General features: G+C 67.9%; 11 protein-coding genes and 2 tRNA genes. 6 read left to right on the top strand and 7 right to left on the bottom strand.

Annotation, left to right across the window (positions count from 1 at the left end):
• Nucleotides 1-25: 25 nt before the first annotated feature.
• Nucleotides 26-2,737, bottom strand: a complete 2,712-nt coding sequence (locus JRI60_RS23760) for a galactose oxidase-like domain-containing protein (RefSeq protein WP_204228173.1) — start codon at nucleotides 2,735-2,737, stop codon at nucleotides 26-28.
• Between the two features lie 362 nt (nucleotides 2,738-3,099).
• Here JRI60_RS23760 and JRI60_RS23755 point away from each other — a divergent pair, with 362 nt between their 5' ends.
• From JRI60_RS23755 to JRI60_RS23740, 4 genes are read left to right on the top strand one after another with little or no spacing between them, the layout of a single operon-like run.
• Nucleotides 3,100-4,371 carry a glycosyltransferase gene (locus JRI60_RS23755; RefSeq protein WP_204228172.1) on the top strand — a complete coding sequence of 424 codons (1,272 nt, stop codon included), beginning with the start codon at nucleotides 3,100-3,102 and terminating at the stop codon, nucleotides 4,369-4,371.
• Entirely contained in the window at nucleotides 4,368-5,453 is a 1,086-nt protein-coding gene (locus JRI60_RS23750; protein ID WP_204228171.1) for a hypothetical protein, read from the top strand. Before JRI60_RS23755 ends, JRI60_RS23750 begins: the two co-directional genes overlap by 4 nt.
• 24 nt (nucleotides 5,454-5,477) lie before the next feature.
• Nucleotides 5,478-6,578: a hypothetical protein gene (locus tag JRI60_RS23745; RefSeq protein ID WP_204228170.1), complete on the top strand. Its 1,101-nt coding sequence runs from the start codon at nucleotides 5,478-5,480 to the stop codon at nucleotides 6,576-6,578.
• Entirely contained in the window at nucleotides 6,575-7,276 is a 702-nt protein-coding gene (locus JRI60_RS23740) for a hypothetical protein (protein ID WP_204228169.1), read from the top strand. Before JRI60_RS23745 ends, JRI60_RS23740 begins: the two co-directional genes overlap by 4 nt.
• A 195-nt stretch (nucleotides 7,277-7,471) precedes the next feature.
• On the opposite strand, the gene JRI60_RS23735 is transcribed toward JRI60_RS23740, so the two are convergent.
• Complete coding sequence (locus JRI60_RS23735; protein WP_204228168.1) at nucleotides 7,472-9,082, bottom strand: Rieske 2Fe-2S domain-containing protein; 1,611 nt, start codon at nucleotides 9,080-9,082, stop codon at nucleotides 7,472-7,474.
• Nucleotides 9,083-9,330: 248 nt separating this feature from the next.
• Nucleotides 9,331-10,092 (bottom strand): carbohydrate-binding protein, encoded by a 762-nt coding sequence (locus JRI60_RS23730; RefSeq protein ID WP_343213420.1) that lies wholly within the window; start codon nucleotides 10,090-10,092, stop codon nucleotides 9,331-9,333.
• A gap of 518 nt (nucleotides 10,093-10,610) precedes the next feature.
• On the opposite strand from JRI60_RS23730, the gene JRI60_RS23725 reads away from it, so the two are divergent.
• Nucleotides 10,611-11,510, top strand: a complete 900-nt coding sequence (locus tag JRI60_RS23725) for a zinc metalloprotease HtpX (RefSeq protein WP_204228166.1) — start codon at nucleotides 10,611-10,613, stop codon at nucleotides 11,508-11,510.
• Nucleotides 11,511-11,555: 45 nt separating this feature from the next.
• A complete protein-coding gene (locus JRI60_RS23720; protein WP_204228165.1) occupies nucleotides 11,556-12,548 on the top strand; it encodes a TerC family protein in 993 nt (330 codons plus the stop codon).
• 45 nt (nucleotides 12,549-12,593) lie between these two features.
• On the opposite strand, the gene JRI60_RS23715 is transcribed toward JRI60_RS23720, so the two are convergent.
• The 4 genes from JRI60_RS23715 to JRI60_RS23700 all read right to left on the bottom strand — a co-directional run bounded on the left by JRI60_RS23715 (nucleotide 12,594) and on the right by JRI60_RS23700 (nucleotide 13,593).
• On the bottom strand, nucleotides 12,594-13,010 hold the full coding sequence (locus JRI60_RS23715; protein WP_204228164.1) for a DUF4265 domain-containing protein: 417 nt from the start codon (nucleotides 13,008-13,010) through the stop codon (nucleotides 12,594-12,596).
• 83 nt (nucleotides 13,011-13,093) lie between these two features.
• Nucleotides 13,094-13,165: transfer RNA gene (locus tag JRI60_RS23710), tRNA-Val, on the bottom strand.
• 25 nt (nucleotides 13,166-13,190) lie between these two features.
• Nucleotides 13,191-13,262: transfer RNA gene (locus JRI60_RS23705), tRNA-Val, on the bottom strand.
• Between the two features lie 52 nt (nucleotides 13,263-13,314).
• The gene (locus JRI60_RS23700; RefSeq protein WP_204228163.1) at nucleotides 13,315-13,593 is read right to left on the bottom strand and encodes a hypothetical protein; all 279 of its coding nucleotides are present in this window, start codon (nucleotides 13,591-13,593) and stop codon (nucleotides 13,315-13,317) included.
• Nucleotides 13,594-13,602 lie beyond the last annotated feature (9 nt).

Genomic DNA, 13,602 nt, shown 5'->3' with positions numbered 1-13,602 from the left:
GTGAGTCGTACGCCCCCCCGCCGGCTCACTGTCCGGTGACGACGCCGAGCTGCAGCTCCAGGTCGAACGACAGATCCGGCGAGGTCGCGCCCGTCTGCTTGACCACCACCGTGATGGTGTTCTCCCCCTGGACGAACACCCCGATGGGGATGGAGTCGGCGGCGAGCTCGTTCTCCGTGCCGGCGCTCGCGTACTTGTCATGGGCGAGGCCCTTGCCCACGTTCCGGGCGAACACCTGCGAGCCGTTGACGAACACCGCCACCCCATCGTCGAAGAGGACGCGCAGGTTGGCCTCGGTGACGGCCCCGTTCACGAAGATCTTCTTGCGGAAGTAGACGCTCGACTGGGACACGGCGCCACGAGTGAGCACGGTGGCCTCGTCGCCGTCGCCGTATCCGAGCTGGCCCGCGCCGGACTTCCACGCCGAGTCATCGAAGCTCGCCATGTTCCAGTGCATGCCCGGATCCACCCCGCTGTCGTCGTACTTCCACACGGACCGGAAGGGGATGGGAAGGATCGTCGTCTGCCGGCTGATGGTGAAGGGAGCGTTGCTCACGTCCGACAGCGGGGTCCCGCCGACGCGGGCCACGCGCACCAGCGCCTGGGTGGTGCTCACCTCCGGCACCGTCCACGCGTACACGCCGGTGTTGGGCACGTCGGAGGCGATGGGCGTCCAGCTCACGCCATTGTCCGTGGAGAGCGTCAGGTCCACGCTCGCCACGTTGCCGGTACTGGCCCAGGTGATGGACCTGGAGGCGCCCGGCAGGAAGACCTCCCCCCCGTTGGGCGCGGTGAGCACCAGCATGTCCGGCACCGGGCCCGAGAGCTGCTCCACCTCCAGCGCGAGCGCGAAGGTGAGATCATCCGAGTTGGCCGACACCTGCTTCACGATCGCCGTCACCACGTTCTCTCCCACGCGGAACGGATTGGACGTGAGCGGGAGCGGGACGCGCTCGTACGCGTTGGTCGCCGAGCCGGAGGCCCAGGCGGAGAAGTTCGTGCCGTTGCCCATGTTGCGGGAGAAGACGGGCACACCGTTGACCCACACGGCGATGGCGTCGTCGTACAGCACCTCGAGGTTGGCCGCGGTGACGATGTTGTCCAGGGTGAGCTTCTTGCGGAAGTAGAAGGTGGGAGAGCCGTGAGTGAGGACGGTGCCCTCGTCCTCGTCGCCGTAGCCGAGCTGACCCGAGCCGGTCTTCCACGCCGAGTCATCGAAGTCCCGGGCAAGCCAGGCGGTGCCCTGATCGATGCCCCGGTCGTCGTACTTCCAGGTGTCGCCGAGGACGATCTTCTTCCGCGCGGAGGGCGTCACCTGGGCCACGCGCACCATGCGCGCCACCGAGGGCACGCCCCGCCCGTCCACGATGAAGAGCATGTAGTAGCCCGGAGGCGCGGAGAGGTTGCTCGCGGGGGCGGTCACGCTCAGGCCACCGCTCGTCTGGGAGAAGGCCAGCTTGAGGAGACGCTGGTTCTGATCGAAGGCGTGCGTCACCGAGCCGAGGGCGAGCAGCGTCACCTTGGCCACCCGCGACGCGTCCAGGGTCTGCACGAGGAAGCTCGTCCCGGGAGTGATGACGGCCGGAGCCTCCTGGATGGCGGGACGGGAGCCGTCCTGCTTCAGGTAGGGCGGCGAGAAGAGCTCCACCGTGCGCAGGTTGCGGCCACCACCGGTCAGCACGCGACCGTCGGGCAGCAGGAGCGCCGTCGAGTGATAGCCCCGGTAGTCCGCCGCGGGGGCGAGCTTCGTCCAGGTGTCGGTCTCGGGATCGTAGAGCTCCGGCACCTTGACGGGCAGGGTCTCGTCATCGAAGTCCGAGCCACCGCTGCCACCCGTCACCAGCACCTTGCCGTCCGGCAGCAGGGTGGCGTTGAGCTGGCGCCTCGGCCAGGTCATCGGGGCACGGGCGCGCCAGGTGGGTGTCGGCACCGCGAGATCGATCTCCTCCACGGTGGCGGTGGGCGGCGAGCCTCCTCCGATGAGGAGCACCTTGGAGTCGATCATCACCGCCGAGCCGTAGGAGCGGCCGTTGTACGCGCTGCGAGGGCCCTCGAACCAGGTGCCGGTGCCCTCGGTATCCAACCAGCGGGAGGTACGCTGGGGAGCGGCGTAGAAGATCTTGCCGTTGGGAGCCAGGAACACCCGCGGGTAGTAGGGCACGTCCCGGACGGCGCTGGTGAGGTTGCGGAACGTGCCCGTGGTGGACTGCCACACCTGCGGCAGCTCGTTGCAGGTGCCGGACGCATGGGTCTCGCCCGAGAGCACCACCACGTCTCCGCTGGCGAGCGTGGTGTTGGTGGGGTACCACCGCAGGTCATTCATGTCCGGGCCGCGGCTCCACGTGAGCGTGAAGGGGTTGAAGATGCTCACGTAGGGGTAGCCCACGTGGGACTCCTCATGGCCGCCCGTCACCAGCAGCCGCCCGTCCGGCAGGAAGGAGTGACCCGAGCAGAAGATGTTGTAGTCCGCCCGCGGCAGGCCGGAGAGCGCTCCCGTGGCGGGGTCCCACAATTGAGGTGGCAGCAGCCCCTCGTCGAACTCGCCGAAGAACATCACCTGGCCGGTGGGCAGCAGGTGGGAGTGGGTCAAGGACACGGGGAAGGTCGTCAGTGGAGACCACTCCCCCGCCACTTTGGGATCCGCCGCCTCCGCCGCCAACGGGACCAGCGCCAGCAGCAGACCCGCCGCGAGCAGCAGGCGTCTTCTCCAGACCGCGAAGCATGACCGCACCATCATCCCACCCCCTGACAACCCCTAGCGGTTGCTGGCGGCTGAACCTAGGGTCCACGCGAGCGCGGACAAGCAGTGCCCGGGTCGTGCCAGTGTGACGACGGGAGGACACCAGAGTCATCGAGGTGACCCACCGCCCGACATCGGGGGTGGGTGCGCAGTCGGTGGAGAGCACTCCGCCCACCCCACGGGGCAATTGTCCAGGGATTGGCACGGGTCGAGTTTCACGCCGCCCCGAAGAACCGTGAGGAGTGGGCGCGGTGGGGTCGGGGCCGAGGGGGGCGGCAGGGCGAGGCAGGGCCAGGAGCGAGCGTCCGAGGTGTGTGTATCGAGGGCGCGACGGGCTCGGTCGAGCCACCGGGTGGGACATGGAACTCTTCCCCATTCACCTGTTGGTACTGGTGGTGATGACGAACCGGTACGTGCTCGGTCCGCTGCTGCGGCGACTCCGAGGCCGCCGGGTGGACGCCGCGGATGATGGCTACCAGCCAACCGTCACGGTGGTGATTCCCCTCTTCAACGAGGGCGAGGGCATCTACCACGCGGTGCGAAGCCTGCTGGAGCAGGACTATCCCGCGGACAAGCTGAGCATCTGCGTGGTGGACGACTGCTCCACCGACGACAGCCATGCCTGGGCGCTGAGGGCGGCCGAGGGCCACCCGAGCGTGAAGGTGATGCGCAACCCGTACAACATGGGCAAGCGCAAGGGCATCGCCCGGGCGGTGCGCGAGGCGACGGCGGAGATCATCGTGTCGGTGGACTCGGACGTGGTGGTGCACCCGAGCGCCGTGCGCGAGCTGGTGCGGCGCTTCGTGAGCCCGCGCATCGCCGCGGTGGGAGGCCGCACCTACGTGGCCAACCGTCATCAGAACTGGATGACGCGGATGATCGAGATCAAGTTCTACTTCGCCCAGGAGTGGCTCAAGGATCTGGAGCGGAGCTTCCGCTCGGTGCTGTGCCTGTCCGGGTGTCTGACGGCGTACCGGCGCCAGGTGCTGCTGGAGCTGGAGCCCATCCTCGAGGCGCGCAACATCGCCGGGGTGCCCATCAAGTACGGAGAGGATCGCTTCCTCACGCGGCAGATCGTCAAGGCGGGCTACGAGACGGTCTACACCACGGCGGCCTGGTGCCAGACGGCGGCGCCGGCCACGTTGGCGGGCTACTTCTCGCAGCAGCTGCGCTGGCGGCGCTCCAACCTCGTGGACATGATCTGCGGGCTGAGCCACGCCTGGAGACTGCACCCGGTGGTGTGCGTCCACTACGTGTCGCAGCTGGCGCTGCTGCTCTCCTACCCCGTCATCATCATCCACAACCTGATCAACGGGCAGTTCTGGGGCGTGCTGCTGCTGCACATGCTCGTCATGGGGGCGATGGGGATCATCTATCGGATCGACAAGAGGGATCTGCCGGCGGACATGCGCGTGCCGGCGATCTCCTTCCTGCCCATGGGACTGCTGATGCCCATCACCTACGCACTCTTCACCCCGCTGGCGCTGTTCACGCTGGACTCGGGGAGCTGGGAGACGCGGGGCAAGCCGAGCACGGCGCCCGCCGTACCGCCCGCGGATGTGCCGCCCGCCAAGCAGGCCCCCAGCATCATCTCCTCCACGCGAACGGTGGGAGGGAGCACGACGCCATGAACCAGCGCATCGTCAACAAGCTCAACACCCTCGCGGTCAACGCCTACAAGACACTGGGCTCGGTGTTGCTGGCCCTCATCCTGGTGGGGCTGGTGTCGTACCTGGGGATGCAGGCCTTCTTCTTCGTGGGCCACGCCTGGGTGACGCCCACGGTGGTGTCACCGACGGATCCGCAGATCCTCCAGCTCAACGCCCAGCTGGCACAGCAGGCGGCGGCGCGGGACAAGCTGCTGGCGGACCGCAGGGAGCTCGAGGCGCGCTTGGAGCAGGCCGAGCGGCTGTTGGGCTCGGAGAAGGACTTCCAGGAGCGCTTCCGGCTGGCGCTGAGCGGAGAGCGGGAGGCGCGGGCGAAGTCGCTGCGGAGGCTGGCGGTGCTGCGCCGGGAGTACCGGGAGGCGGCCGAGGAGATCGCCGAATCCAACCGGGCCTACGCGGGGATGGCGCGCACGCGCACGGAGGCGCTCTACAACGCGCGGATGTTGGTGCGGGAGGAGCGGCTCACGGCGAACCACCAGCTGGCGCAGATGGCGCAGACGAACCTGTCGCTGTCGGAGGGCTCGGCGGAGCTGCAGACGAGGCTGGAGGCGCTGAAGCGGGAGCTGGACGGCTTCGATGCCTCGATGGCGGGCAGGTCCGCGGGCCTGACCACGGAGGTGTTGCTGCTGGAGCGGGAGTACACGCGCTCGGTGCTGGAGGTGGCGAGGGCGGAGAGCGAGCGGCACCACCTGAAGGAGAGCTTGAAGTCGCTGGACGAGGCGGTGGGGCGCTACGACGCGCTGCTGGCGTCCATCCGGAGCTCGCCGTGGCTGGAGGCCATCGAGCGAGGGCTGACGGTGGGCTTCGTGCCCTACGAGAACCTGGGGAACGCGGGAGCGGGAACGCCGCTCTACCGGTGCGCGCTGAAGCTGCTGTGGTGCCGGGAGGTGGGGATGGTGGGCCAACCGTTGCAGGGCGAGGTGACGGTGAAGCACCCGGTGCGCCAGACGATGCTGCGAGGCGTGATGGTGGAGCTGGAGCTGCGGGACGAGCGCTGGGCGCGCGAGGAATTGCTGCACCTGGGGCGGCCGCCGCTGCTGCTGTAGCGCGGGAGCCAGGAAGGAGACGCTATGCGGTGGGCGGTTGCATGGGGCGTGCTGGCGGGCCTGGGGGCTGGGGCCGCGGAGGCCCAGGAGCCGGCGGGAGAGGAGCGCGAGCCGGGCTACTGCGCCTTCGTGCGCGGGGTGGGCGACGCGGAGTCGGCGGTGTTGCTGGCACCGGACGTGTTCGCGAACGTGGGCGTGGTGAACGCCGGCGAGGCGAGCGGAGGAGGCGTGCCGCTGGGCGGTCCGACGCCGAGACTCACGGCGGGCCTGGAGTATGACCTCGTGGGGCTGTACCGGGGCCTGGGGATCCGCCGCCGGGCGGAGGCGGAGTGCGAGCGCTACCGGGCGCTCTCGGCGCTGCGAGCGGCGGTGAAGAGGGGACCGGACGTGGGAGCGGAGGCGGCGCTGGCCGCGCGAGCCCAGGTGTTGGAGGCCATGCTCCCCGAGGCCGAGCAGCTCCTGAAGTCGCTGGCGGAGGACGTGAAGGAGGGCCGGGCGACGGTGGAGGAGCTCAACGCGCTGCGGTTGCGAATGGACGGCCTGAGGGCGCTGGCGCACGAGACGGCGAGGGAGCGAGAGCGGCTGGCCACCCTGCCCCGCCCGGCCGAGCGTCCCCTGTCCACGTACCTGGGGGAGATGAGGGCGGCGGATGATCGGGTGGAGGAGGAGTCGGCGGGGCTGCGGCGCGCGTCGGCGTGGACGGTGCGGCTGCGAGGCGGGTACGACGAGCTGATCAACGTGAGGCAGGACGTGCCGCTCTTCGGGATGTTGACGGTCTCGTACAACCTGGGGAGCCTGTGGCAGCCGTCGGCGAACGCGAGGGCGCGCGAGGGACGCCGGAGGTGGCTCGAGGAGGACGTGGAGGGAGTGAGCCAGGAGGTGGCCCGGCTGCTGCGCGAGCTGAGGGCGGCCCACGGGACGGAGGAGACGCGGCTGCGAGAGGTCTCGGTGCTGGTCTCGGACCTGGAGGGGCAGCTGAAGGAGCTCCAGACGATGGAGACGGCGAAGGTGCGCCGCTACCGTGACTACCTGGTGTTGGAGCTGGCGCGGCTGAGGGCGGAGCAGGCCTGGCTGAAGGCGCACGTGACGGAGCTGGGCCGGTTCCTGGGGGAGGAACGGCCGTGATCCTCCGGCCGGTCCTGGTGGCCTCGCTGCTGGGACTGCTCGCGCACCCCGCGCCTTCGGGGAAGAGCATGAAGAAGGATGACACGCTGCCCGTGGTGGAGCCGCAGCGGATGAAGGTGACCCAGGGGAAGCTGGAGCCACTGCCGGACGGGCGCCTGGTGATCGATTCACCGAAGGTGCGCGCGGTGGCGCCCTCGCAGGGAGAGCCGAAGACACGAGCGCTGGTGGCGGCGATGAAGGCGCCGGAGGAAGCGCGGGTGGCGGAACTGCGCTTCACCTACCTGGGGGCGACCCGAGAGCAAGTGCCATTGCAATCGGGGGAGCTGAGGCGGCAGGTGGGGTTGAAGCTGCGGGCGAAGGACGGCTGCAACGTCGTCTACGTGATGTGGCGCATCGAGCCGAAAGCAGGGCTGGTGGTGTCCGTGAAGCACAACCCGGGGAAGGAGCGCTCGGACGACTGCGGCAACGGTGGCTACCGGACGGTGAAACCGCGGAGCAAGGAACCGGTGCCGGAGCTGGAGCCGGGAGACGACCACACCTTGAGAGCAGAGCTCGAGGGAAGAGCGCTGACGGTGCGAGTCGACGGCAGGTCGGTCTGGGAAGGGACACTGCCCGAGGAAGTGCTCACGTTCGACGGGCCGGTGGGCCTGAGAAGCGACAACGGGCGTTTCCAGGTGGAACTAAGAACCCATCCGTGACCCCCCTCCCCTCTCCCTCCGGGAGAGGGAAAGGGTGAGGGTATCTCGAGCACAAGGGTTCCCCCCTGTTCGCGGGCCTCACCGGGACTCGGAGCCAGACACGGGTCTGTGCACTCCCGGCTCCGGACACGGTGACGGATACCCTCACCCCGACCCTCTCCCGGAGGGAGAGGGAGGAAGGGAAAGGAAGAGAGCTCACACGAAGGGCCGCTGTTCCACGACCGGGCCAGACGTGTCGTCGTCCTTGCCCGAGGACGAGGCGGGTTGGGCCTGGATGGAGCAACCATTGGCGGAGCAGACGCCGCCGTCGGGCAGATCGAAGCGCCAGCGATGACGGGGGCACACGAGGTAGCGCCCCTCTTCGATCCAGCCTTCCTCGAGATCGGCGCCCTGGTGGGGGCAGTAGCGGTTGACGGAGTAGCGGAGCCCGCCGGCGGAGACGACGGTGCGCTCCTTGAGGGACTCGGTGTCCAGCGTGCCGTCGCACAAGGCGCGCAGATCCTCGATCTCGGCGGCGAGGAAGTTGTGCAGGGTGGCGTCGTAGATGTCGGGCTGGCGGGAGGCGCGGAAGCGGAAGGACAGCAGGAAGTCCTCCCAATTCAACTTGCGATCCAGGACGCGGACGATGTCGGCGGCGCTCGCGATGAGGGTGTACCGGCTCAGGTCGCGCACCTCGCTGACGACGTCGACGCGGCGGGAGCGAAAATCCACGCGGAGCAGCTGCCCGGGGAGCTCGACGAGGCCGAGGTAGAGGGGCATCATCACGCGATCGGCCAGGGAGAAGGCATCCAGCTTGTGTTGCAACTCCTCGCGCAGCCGCAGGTGGATGCGATCCACCTCCTCCAACATCATGTTGCGGCGCCGCTCGCGGAAGACGCGGGTCTGGAGGGAGGCATACGAGCGCAGGTACTGAGAGACGTTCTCGTCGGTGACGCGCTCGGAAGCGAGGGACACCATATCCGCGAGGTCCACATCGAGCATGTCACCGGGCATGGGCTCGAAGAGACGAGGAGTCTTCCCGGCGAGGCGGTGATGGAGGAAGGAGAAGAGCTCCGAGGCGCGCGGGAAGATGTTCACCGGCTCCAGGTTGATGTGGAAGAGGGACGGATCCAGGAAGCAGGCGGGACCGGCCGAGGCCAGGTAGGCGCGAGGCTGGACGATCTCGATGGCGCGAGCCACCGCCTCGAACTTGCTGGCGCGCTTCTGCCGCGAGTGCTCGATGTACTCCTCGCGCGAGTAGTCGTAGCAGGTGGGGTGCCAGATGGCGCCGGAGAACTGGGCGGTGAAGACGTCGATGGGCCCCTCCTCCGCCACGATGCGCTGCAGCCGATCATGGATCTTGCAGTCGTTGAGGTTGAGGAAGCTCCGCCCTCCCTCCTGGACGAGCAGCGCCGAGTCGCGGTTGGTGCCCGAGTCGGTGAGGTAGAGCTTGAGGTAGCCGCCCTTGAAGGGGACCTCCTGCTGGTCCTCGCAGGTGATGATGCGCCTGGCGCCATAGGCCTCGAACGCATCGCGGAGGGCAGTGCGGCGGAAGCGGCCGATGACGACGGTGAAGTCGCGCTTCGTCAGGGTGCGGAGGAAGTCGGGATCGTAGTGATCCTTGTGCTCGTGGCTGATGTAGAGGAAGCGCTCCTTCGTCGAGAACTCCAGCCGCTCGCGCACGAAGGGAGCCAGTTGGTGGTTGCGTGGGAATTGCATCCAGGCCGAGTCGAACGCCCCCTGAGGGGAGAGCCAAGGATCGGCGACCACCAGGGCGTGTTGGGTTTCGATCAGGAAGCCGGCATGCCCGAGGAACGTGATCTGCATGAGAAGACTCCCCCCGCGAGGTCCGGAGCCGTCGGAGGCACGGCCCGGAATGGCGCCACCAGCGCGTACGAATACGTTCAGTGGCGTCGGAAGGCTGGTGTGGCGCGGGAAATGCGGCCATGGGCCCTGGGTGCGAGCCCAGGGTCCAAGACCGTGCAGACCTGTCGCACTCCATATGAAAAAGGAGTGGGGAAGCTGGAAATCCTCACGCCCCACCCATCATCCCAGGTAGGGCGCGGGGACTGGACCTATTCCGTAATCTCACGGACGCTGAGCCACTTGAAATCCACGTCCGTGGCGCTGTCCCAGCGGAAGGTGGCGATGGGACCGCCCCAGGTGATGGGCATGGCCGGCGCGGAGCCACCGCAGTGGTTCGCGTCCCCGCCCCAGGAACCGTCATCCAGTTTCTCGTAGACCTTCTTCCACGTCCGCTTGTCGGCAGAGTCATTGAGCCAGAGCTCGAGCCGCACCGCGGGCTTGCCGTTGGCGGAGGTGTTGCGCATGACGGCCTTGAAGCCCACCCAGCGGCCCTTGAGGGACGAGGTGGCCGTCTTGTAGGGCACGTTGTCGTAGCTCACGTGCCAGGTCTCCTTCTCCCAGCGGACGCGGCCGTCGTAGTGCAGGCCGCCCTTGTAGGAGGAGCCCTCGCAGGCGATCGAGTCGGTGTGGCGGCCACCGCGGGCGTACCAGGCGAAGTTGTCGCCGGTGTTGCCGGTGGCGTTCACCTTCACGAATCCCGTCATCTCCACGTTCTTCCAATCGTTGGGCGACTGCATGTAGCCGCGGCTCGCGAGGACGTCCCGGTCGTAGGTGGGGATCTTCTTCGAGTCGTAGCCGGAGGAGGTGAACACCTCCATGCGGACCTGGGTGCTCCGCATCTTCCAGGAGCCATCCGCGTTGCGAGTGATGGTCTTCTGCGGATCGAAGCGCGAGTCACGCAGCGCATCGCTCGCGAGGGCCCAGGACTCACCGCCCGGCTTCGTCGGATAGAGCATGGTGACGCCGAACACGTCCTGGTCCGACGCGAGAGCGGAAGCCTGAGCGGGCGCGGACGGGGTTTGCGCAGGGGACTGTGGCGTCGGCTCGGGAGTGGACTCAGGCGTTGGAGCGGTCGCTTCCGGAGGGGAAGCGGGAAGTCCGGCCGATGGGTCGACCGGCAGGTCCCCGCCCGCGCTCCCGTCATTCATACCGGGAGGCGTCTGGGTCTCCATCCCCTGCCCCGGTGCGTCACAGCCGGCGACCGCGAGCAGGAGGAAGGGAGAGCAGAGGGCGGAAAGGAATCGGAATCGGATCAACGAGGCTGTCTCCATCTGAGAGGAAGCCCGGTGGACATTCGGAGTCCGCCGGCGCGAAGCCTCTGAAACAGAGGGCGACAGTCCTCCATCCCGCCCTGGGGTACGAGGCCCGAACCCGCCCGCCCGCGCATCAGGCGCGAGGGACGAGCGCTCGCGTGACTTCGGTTTTTACGAAGGAATGCATCCCGATTACCTATTTGCCTAAGTATCAGCGGCCTCTTAATTCATGAGGCATGAAGAACCAGATCAAGACGCTGCTGTTGCTCGGCGTGCTGTCCGTGGTGCTCATCGGTATCGGCGGAGCGCTGGGCAAGGGATACCTCATCGGCGCGCTGGTGCTGTCGCTGGCGATGAACGTCGGGGCGTATTTCTTCTCGGACAAGCTGGTGCTGAGCATGCACGGGGCGCAGGAGGTGAGCCCCCAGCAGGCGCCTGGACTGCACCGCATGGTGGAGGAGCTGTCGCAGCGGGCGGGCATTCCCAAGCCCCGCGTCTTCCTGATGAACGAGGCGCAGCCCAACGCCTTCGCCACGGGCCGCAACCCGGAGCATGGCGTGGTGGCGGTGACGGCGGGCATCCTGGAGGTGCTCGACGAGCGGGAGCTGCGCGGGGTGCTGGCGCACGAGCTGGCGCACATCAAGAACCGGGACATCCTGGTGTCCACGATCGCGGCCGCGGTGGCCTCGGCGGTGACGTACCTGGCGCACGCGGTGGGCTTCTTCGGCTCGATGGTGACGGGCCGTGACGAGGACGGGGACGAGGGCCTGTCGCCGATCCAGGCGCTGGCGCTGGCGCTGGTGGCGCCCATCGCGGCCACGCTCATCCAGATGGGCATCTCGCGTTCGCGCGAGTACCTGGCGGACCAGTCGGGCGGGGAGATCTCCGGGGATCCGGAGGCGCTGGCGCGCGCGCTGCAGAAGCTGGAGGCCGGGGCCATGGCGATGCCGGTGGAGGGGCGGCCCGCCACCGCGAGCCTGTTCATCGTGAGCCCCTTCGCGGGCATGCAGAGCATCCTGTCGCTCTTCTCGACGCACCCGCGCACCGAGGAGCGCGTGCGCAGGCTGCGGGAGCAGGCCGCGCGGATGTCCACCGGCAACCGGGGCTGGAGCGGCGCCCTGCCCTTCCCCCAGTAACGACGTTTCAACCCCTTCGAACCCTAGAGAGGGAACCCCAGACATATGGAAACGCAGAGCATAGGAAGCCCCCTCCTCTGGGGGGGGTTCATCGCGTTCGTGCTGTTGATGCTGGCGCTGGACCTGGGAGTGTTCCACCGCAAGACGCACGAGGTGAAGTTCAAGGAAGCGCTGACGTGGAGCGGGGTGTGGATCTCGCTGGCGCTGGTATTCAACCTGGGCATCTGGTGGAAGTTCGGCGCCACGCCGGCCGTGCAGTTCCTCACCGGCTACCTCATCGAGAAGTCGCTCTCGATCGACAACATCTTCGTCTTCGTCGTCATCTTCTCGGCGTTGAGGATTCCCTCGCTGTACCAGCACCGGGTGCTGTTCTGGGGCATCCTGAGCGCGCTGGTGTTGCGCGCGGCGATGATCTTCGCGGGCGTGGCGATGCTCGAGCGCTTCCACTGGCTCATCTACGTCTTCGGCGCCTTCCTCATCCTCACGGGTGTGAAGCTCTTCCTGCAGCGCAACAAGGAGGAGCATCCGGAGGACGGCTTCGTCATGAAGGCGGCGCGGCGGATCATCCCCTCCACGAATCGCTTCGATGGGGACCGCTTCTTCACGCTGGAGAACGGCCGGAAGCTGGCCACGCCGCTGCTCATGTCGCTGGTGCTGGTGGAGCTGACGGACGTGCTCTTCGCGCTCGACTCCATCCCGGCCATCTTCGCGGTGACGACGGATCCGTTCCTCGTCTTCACCTCGAACATCTTCGCCATCCTCGGCCTGCGCTCGCTCTTCTTCGTGCTGGCGGGAGCGGTGGAGAAGTTCTCCTACCTGAAGGTGGGTCTGTCCGCGGTGCTGGTGTTCGTGGGCGCGAAGATGGCGCTGGTGGACGTGGTGAAGGTGCCGCCCGCGCTCTCGCTGGGTGTCATCACCCTGCTGCTGGGTGGCTCCATCGTGGCCTCGCTGATGAAGGCGCGGGCCCAGGAGCGGCTCCAGGCCGCCTCGGGTAAGGCGGTGTCTTCACGCAGCGAGCCGGCACCCGCCGCCGAGTAGCACCCGGCGCCGGGGGGCCCGTGCTCCCCGGCGTCGTCGCATCTGTCAGACGTTGCTGATCTTCCAGCTCGAGCCCGGCACCCGGGCCACGGCCCCATCGAAGGCCTTGGCATAGACGGGCCGGTCCACGGAGGCCGCGAGCGTGAAGGAGAAGGCCGAGCCGGCCTTGCCGTCCAGCCGCCCGCCGATCCACTCCAGCCCCCCATCCAGCGCGTCCACCACCAGCTCGTGCTTCTCCGCCACCTCGGGCGGCATGCGGAACCAGATGCACAGGTTTCCGCCCGACTTCAGGATGCGGAAGCCCCGGGGCTCCGCGTCGCTGAGCTCGAACTCGTCCTCGGCGGCCAGGCCGGGCACCCACAGCGGCGCGCTCAGCAGCCGGTAGCGGTTGGGTCCGAGCTCCTGCACGGACAGCACCTCTTCCTTCGACTCACCCGGAACGCGCAGCTTCACCTGACTCATCGTCTCGAATCCTCCTGGGGCCCGGAAAAGCGAAAGGCCGTGAGCCCTGGGATTGTCCCCGAACTCACGGCCTCTCGTCTGTGTGGGCGCACCAGGATTCGAACCTGGGACCCCTGCCGTGTGAAGGCAGTGCTCTACCGCTGAGCTATGCGCCCGACTGCACATCGACTTTCGTAGGAGTGGGCGCACCAGGATTCGAACCTGGGACCCCTGCCGTGTGAAGGCAGTGCTCTACCGCTGAGCTATGCGCCCCGACGAAGCGACGGGCGGGTAAATGCCACCCGCGATGCCCCCCTGTCAACGCCTATTGTCGCGAGATTTCTTCCAGTTTCTCGTCCAGCTCGCGCAGCCGGCGCTTGAGGCCCGAGAGCTTCTTGCCCACGGCCTTGAAGTCGCTCCGGGGCGCGAAGCTGAGCACCCGCATCAGCTCCTCCTGGCCCCGGTCCAGCGCCTGCTTGCCCCGCTGCACGGAGCCGAGCGCCTGGGCGATGGTCATGGCCCGCTTCTCGTCGGCCATGAGCTTCTCCATCGCCAGCTGCGACATGCCCAACGCCTGCTTCTTCAAGTCCTGCCGGATGCCCATGATGGCCTG

The organism is Archangium violaceum (assembly GCF_016887565.1).
Classification (GTDB): domain Bacteria; phylum Myxococcota; class Myxococcia; order Myxococcales; family Myxococcaceae; genus Archangium; species Archangium violaceum_B.
The sequence above is the reverse complement of the archived record's forward strand: the minus strand, read 5'-3'. Positions and strand labels throughout refer to the sequence as shown.

What these genes read in the sequence shown, in the direction of transcription:
- JRI60_RS23720 (WP_204228165.1), top strand. Translation starts at nt 11,556, where the DNA reads ATGGAAACGCAGAGCATAGGAAGCCCCCTCCTCTGGGGGGGGTTCATC.
- JRI60_RS23700 (WP_204228163.1), bottom strand. Translation starts at nt 13,593, where the DNA reads ATGGGCATCCGGCAGGACTTGAAGAAGCAGGCGTTGGGCATGTCGCAG.
- JRI60_RS23735 (WP_204228168.1), bottom strand. Translation starts at nt 9,082, where the DNA reads ATGCAGATCACGTTCCTCGGGCATGCCGGCTTCCTGATCGAAACCCAA.
- JRI60_RS23725 (WP_204228166.1), top strand. Translation starts at nt 10,611, where the DNA reads ATGAAGAACCAGATCAAGACGCTGCTGTTGCTCGGCGTGCTGTCCGTG.
- JRI60_RS23760 (WP_204228173.1), bottom strand. Translation starts at nt 2,737, where the DNA reads ATGATGGTGCGGTCATGCTTCGCGGTCTGGAGAAGACGCCTGCTGCTC.
- JRI60_RS23715 (WP_204228164.1), bottom strand. Translation starts at nt 13,010, where the DNA reads ATGAGTCAGGTGAAGCTGCGCGTTCCGGGTGAGTCGAAGGAAGAGGTG.
- JRI60_RS23745 (WP_204228170.1), top strand. Translation starts at nt 5,478, where the DNA reads ATGCGGTGGGCGGTTGCATGGGGCGTGCTGGCGGGCCTGGGGGCTGGG.
- JRI60_RS23750 (WP_204228171.1), top strand. Translation starts at nt 4,368, where the DNA reads ATGAACCAGCGCATCGTCAACAAGCTCAACACCCTCGCGGTCAACGCC.
- JRI60_RS23755 (WP_204228172.1), top strand. Translation starts at nt 3,100, where the DNA reads ATGGAACTCTTCCCCATTCACCTGTTGGTACTGGTGGTGATGACGAAC.